General features: G+C 64.5%; 5 protein-coding genes and 1 tRNA gene. 3 read left to right on the top strand and 3 right to left on the bottom strand.

Annotated features, from left to right (window positions below; genetic code table 11):
* Positions 1–316: 316 nt before the first annotated feature.
* Positions 317–390, top strand: a tRNA-Gly gene (locus WBV89_RS05165).
* Between the two features lie 265 nt (positions 391–655).
* On the top strand, positions 656–1,435 hold the full coding sequence (locus WBV89_RS05170; RefSeq protein WP_423980274.1) for a hypothetical protein: 780 nt from the start codon (positions 656–658) through the stop codon (positions 1,433–1,435).
* On the opposite strand, the gene WBV89_RS05175 is transcribed toward WBV89_RS05170, so the two are convergent.
* Complete coding sequence (locus WBV89_RS05175) at positions 1,331–2,476, bottom strand: alpha/beta hydrolase (protein WP_423980271.1); 1,146 nt, start codon at positions 2,474–2,476, stop codon at positions 1,331–1,333. The two genes, WBV89_RS05170 and WBV89_RS05175, sit on opposite strands and share 105 nt — an antisense overlap.
* 77 nt (positions 2,477–2,553) lie before the next feature.
* Here WBV89_RS05175 and WBV89_RS05180 point away from each other — a divergent pair, with 77 nt between their 5' ends.
* A complete protein-coding gene (locus WBV89_RS05180) occupies positions 2,554–3,087 on the top strand; it encodes a TetR/AcrR family transcriptional regulator (RefSeq protein ID WP_423980272.1) in 534 nt (177 codons plus the stop codon).
* Positions 3,088–3,160: 73 nt separating this feature from the next.
* On the opposite strand, the gene gap is transcribed toward WBV89_RS05180, so the two are convergent.
* Both gap and WBV89_RS05190 read right to left on the bottom strand, forming a co-directional pair.
* Positions 3,161–4,159: a type I glyceraldehyde-3-phosphate dehydrogenase gene (gene gap, locus WBV89_RS05185; protein ID WP_423980273.1), complete on the bottom strand. Its 999-nt coding sequence runs from the start codon at positions 4,157–4,159 to the stop codon at positions 3,161–3,163.
* A 334-nt stretch (positions 4,160–4,493) separates the two neighbouring features.
* Positions 4,494–5,054 (bottom strand): sigma factor-like helix-turn-helix DNA-binding protein, encoded by a 561-nt coding sequence (locus tag WBV89_RS05190; protein WP_423980275.1) that lies wholly within the window; start codon positions 5,052–5,054, stop codon positions 4,494–4,496.
* Between the last annotated feature and the right edge of the window lie 140 nt (positions 5,055–5,194).

A 5,194-nucleotide genomic window follows, 5' to 3' on the forward strand; every position in this document is an offset into this window, starting at 1 on the left:
GGACGAGTTCCTGACCTACCCAACCCACCCGTTGTCCGAGCGTGCCATCGCCGGGTTCAAGAAGCGCCTCGCCGCCAGCACGCTCAGGTATCCGCCTGCTTTCATGCAATCTCTCTCGGCAGCCCTTGAGGTTCATCGAGCGGCGTAGGCCTCTTGACGGCCCGTGCCCACAACGTGCCCACAACAGGGGTTCACAGGGGTCAAGAGGGACTATCCTCGTGATTTCACAGCAACAACAGCGAGTCCCGGGCCCTGGCACGAAACACCAGGTCACGTGGCTTGTCGGCGTTTCCTTCGGCTAAGGTCGGAGGCCTTCGCGGATGTAGTTCAATGGTAGAACATCAGCTTCCCAAGCTGAGAACGCGGGTTCGATTCCCGTCATCCGCTCCATATAACACCTGGTCAGAGGCTGTCTTGTCACTGCAGGTGCTCATCTTCGTGACTTGCTCGTGCCTAGAACGCTTGTGAAATCGAGCTGATATCGCCGTTCCAGCAACACGATCGGAGCGCGAAAGTCCAGCGTCTGGCATTGCCACGGTCGACAACGACGCAGTGTTCTCAGGCGAAAAAGCTGAGTACGTCGGCATGCGGTCTCGGCGGCCGCCTGTCGGATCGCGAAGCAGTCCAGGCGTTGGCAACGGATCTGCGTTGGAAGGTGGCGTGCGGGTTGTCGATCACCGATGCTGGGTTTCATCCAACGACGTTGACGCAGTGGCGCAACCGGCTCCGCAAGTCTGATCGGCCGGAGCGGATCTTCGACGCGGTGCGCGACGTGATTGGCTCGACGAACGTGTTGGCGAACAAGCACCGCCGGGCGCTCGACTCGACGCTGCTCGATGACGCGGTCGAGACCCAGGACACGGTGACGCAGTTGGTGTCGATGATCCGCCGGGTCCGCAAAGCGGTCCCCGAAGCTGCTGCTGCTGTCGTGGTCGGCGACGATTACGAGGTCGGCTCGGGCAAGCCGGCGTGCGCGTGGAACGACCCGATCGCACGCGACGAACTTGTGTCTCGTCTGGTCAACAACGCCCTCGCCGTTCTTGCTGCTGTTGATGGTGTCGAACTCGACGAGGCTCAGCAACAGATGGTTGGTCTGCTCGCGTTGGTCGCGGGTCAAGACGTCGAACCCGACGAGACCGAGGGCTCGTGGAAGATTGAACGCAAGGTCGCGAGGCATCGGGTGATCTCGACGGTTGATCCTGAGACTCGCCACATGCACAAGTCCCGGTCGTCATATCGCTGCTGGGTTGGCTTTGTATCGAACTGCCAGCCGGCCGGTGTCCATCGGCTGGGGTGTGGCTCGAAAGAGGCGCAATCAGATCGACTCGAATCAGGAGTGCCCACCTCGGTCGACGGTCGAGGATCGGCTGTGCGTTCCGTTGGTGGGTCCGTCCAGATGGGAGAGGAATGTGTCGATGCCGGCGAGGACGGCTGAATAGCGCCACGAGCGCCACAGGTCGAAGCCGTGTTGTCCGCCCGGGAGTTCGATGGCGACGACGGGTTTGGTGGACTCGGTCCGCAGTTTGTCGGCCAGTGATCGTGCGGCTTCGACCGGTGTCCAGGTGTCGTATTCACCGTGCGCGATCAGGAACGGTGGCGCAGCGGCCGCGGGCAGCGCGAGAGGTGTCGAGGTCACCGGCTCGACAGGCGTGTGCCCGTAGTAACGGCCGTAGTAGCCGTACAGGCAGATCGCGGCATCGAGGTTCGTGTCGGAGTCGAGGGCGAGCAGTGACGTGAGGTGCGCACCCGCGGAGCTGCCCGCCATGACCACCCGCTCGGGGTCGCCGCCGTACTCGCTGGCGTGGGTGCGCGCCCACGCCAGCACGCTGTGCGCATCGGCGAGATGGTCCTCGAACCCCGCCGATGGTCGCAGCCGGTAGTTCGCGCTGACACACACCCAACCCTGCGCGGCGAGTCGATGGAGGAGTGCTCGTCCTTCGCGGTGCTTGCCGCCCGAGTAGTAGCCGCCACCGTGCAGATACACGAGCACTCGACCGCCACTCGGTCGGTGGCGTCGGTGGTACACGTCGAGCCGGTTCCGTCGGTGATCGCCGTAGCGCAGACCAGCCACGCGAACGACGTGACGCGGCCGCCACGGGATCGGTGTGAGCAGCGTTCGCCACACCCACCGTCGGGGGCGGTCATCCATGCTCAGCCCTGCAACTCGGATGGCCTCGGTGACCGCCGGCCACGCCAGCGTCCCGCGACGTGCGATCGCCACGACACCCGCCCCGACCGCAGCAGCGCCACCGATCGGCAGCAGCGACGACCAGGCGAGATGGAAGTCGCCCGACGCGATCGTGTCGATCGTCGCGGCCGTCAACGGCAAACCGATCGCCAGGTGGGGAACTTCGTTGACGCTCAAGCCCATGAAGTACGCAGCTCGGGCGAGGACGCGGGGTCTCCGTGGCGGGCGCAGCGTGATCAGCGTGAAGAATCCGAGCACGCCGAGGGTGATCAGATATCCGATGCTCATGTCGAACCTCCTCTACATTTGTCGAGGTTGACTCTACAGGTGTAGAGTCGGGATGAAACCTCAGAGGAGAAGATCGAATGGAAACCGACCGCCGCACGCGAATTGCCGATGCGATCATCGAGACCCTGGCGCGCGTCGGCAGCCGCGGCCTGACCCACCGAGCCGTGGACGATGCCGCAGGGCTGCCGCAAGGATCCACCTCGTACTATCTGCGGACACGCGACAGCCTGATGGACGCAGCGGTCGCCCGACTGGCTGAGAGCGACACTGCAGCGCTGCAACGAGGCGATGGCGAGACACTCGCCGAGATGCTCGCCCGCGTGCTGGACGATCTGCGCCTTGCCGATCGGGATCGGACACTCGCTCGATACGAACTCGCCCTCGAGGCGGTCCGCCGACCCGAGTTGCGCGACGCCCTGGAAAGCGGAAGCGAACAGATCCGCCAGGCGATCACCAACCACCTCGCCGAAGTCGTTGCGCCCGAACCCGAGGCCCTCGCCGGAGACGTCATGGCACTCTTCGACGGGTTGCTCTTTCGCGAGCTGACAGCGGTTTCTGGACACCGCAGCGACCGCGCTGCGATCCAACGAGCCATCGAGCGCATGATCTGATCCGAACCGCCGCGGTCGTTCGATGTATCTCGGGAGTCCGGAGGCGACAAGGCCGAGGTGCCGGTGAGCCCGACTACGGTGCGCCGACATTCTGAGAGAGTTCAACGAGCCGGTTCGAGAAGCCCCACTCGTTGTCGTACCAGGCGAAGACCTTGACCTGGTCGCCGACGACTCGGGTGAGGGGTGCGTCGAAGATTGCCGAGTGCGGGTTGCCGACGATGTCTGCTGAGACGATGGGGGCTTCCGAGTACGCCAGGTAGTTCGACAGCCCGGGATCGGCTGCCGCAGTGCGGAAGGCTGTATTGACCACCTCGACGGTCGCTGCTCGCGAGAGCTTCACCGTGAGGTCGGTGATCGATCCAACAGCGACGGGCAGACGGAGCGCGAGGCCGGTGAGCTTCCCGTCGAGCTCGGGGATGATTCGACCGATCGTCTGTGCGGCGCCGGAGGAGGTGGGAATCGTCGAAAGTGCGGCCGCGCGTGCACGCCTGAGGTCGTCGTGCGGGGCGTCGTGGATGCGTTGGTCGCTGGTGTAGGCGTGGATCGTCGTCATCAGTCCGGACTCGATACCGAAGGCCTCGTGCAGAACCTTTGCCATCGGGGCGAGACAGTTGGTGGTGCAGGAGCCGTTCGAGAACACGTCGGCCGTCACGTCGATCGTGTTGTCGTTGACTCCGAGGACGATCGCAGGAATCTCGCTGTCGCCGGGCGCCGCGATGATGACCTTGCGCGCTCCGGCTGCCAGGTGCTGGCGGGCGGTGGTCGAATCCGTGAACCTGCCGGTGGACTCGAGGACCACGTCCACACGCTCAGCGTCCCAGGGAATGTCAGCCGGCTCGCGTTCTGAGGTGACGGGGATGCGAGCAGTGTCGACCACGATCGCGTCCACGTCGGCGCGCACTCCGTCGAGGTGTCCGGCCAGCGAATCCCACTCCAGGAGCGAGGCGAGGGTTGCAGCGTCGGCGACATCATTGATCGCGACGACCTCGATGTCTGCGCCGGTGCGCAGGGCAGCACGCAGGTAGCTGCGACCGATGCGGCCGAAGCCGTTGATTCCGATTCGAACTGTCATGGATGTCTCCTTTGAGGTTGGTCAGTCATTGGGTTCGACGGCCACGCCATCTCGCCGCCGGCTCGTCTCCACCAACGTCACAAGGGTCTCCCTGCGGTGGGCTCGGAAGTGTTCACGTTCTCTCCTCGTTTGTGCTGGTGCCCGCTTCCGCGGAAGACCTAGGGATTCGACGGGGAGTCCGTCCGCCTGTGACAAGTTGGCGCACGGTTGTCGCATCAAGCCGGCTGTTCGGGGCCGTCGGGAGAGAATCGGGTAGCCAGGCGTGTTCGCAACTTCGCTCTGATCGAGGCGGTCATGCGGAGCCGCCGACAGGACGCCGGCCGACCGTGCCGGGTCATGCCGACGGTGAGTGTGCGGCGGTCAGCTGCTCGTGGAGGTACGTGAGCTTGTCGGGATTCATGATCGAGTGGATCTCGTGGATCGTGTCGCCGCGGGAATCGACAGTGAGTAGCTGGTACTGCTGGCCGAATGTGAGGAGTGCCCCCGGTTGTCCGTTGACTTCGATCGTTCGTTCTACGTGGATCGCACGATGGCGGCGCAGCGCGCCGAAGAACGCAATCACCTTGTCGGCCCCGACGATCGGATGGCGTGCGGCGCGCGCCTTGCCACCGCCGTCGCTGTAGGCGACGGCATCGTTCGTCAAGACGTCCTGGAGCTCGTCGAGTTCTCCGGTCTCGAGAGCGCCAAGGAACCGCTGGAACAACACGCAACGCGCCGCTGGCTCGGGATCGAAGCGACGGTCGCAACCTTTCACGTGAACGCGCGCTCGTCGGAGGTGCTGACGTGAGCCGTCTGAGCTGATGTCGAGGACGTCGGCGATCGCAGCATGTGGCAGGTCGAAGGCTTCGTGCAGCACGAACACGGCCCGTTCGGGCGGTGTCAACTGCTCCATCATTCGGAGCGTCGCCAACGACACCGACTCGCGACGTTCGACGGTGTCGAGGGGGTCGAGCGGTGAGGGTGACCCGGGTCTGCCATCCCGTCAACGCTTCGAACAGTTGGCTGGTGACGCGTTGCGAGCGCACCATCATGGAC

Source organism: Ilumatobacter sp. (assembly GCF_049588435.1).
GTDB lineage: Bacteria > Actinomycetota > Acidimicrobiia > Acidimicrobiales > Ilumatobacteraceae > Ilumatobacter_A.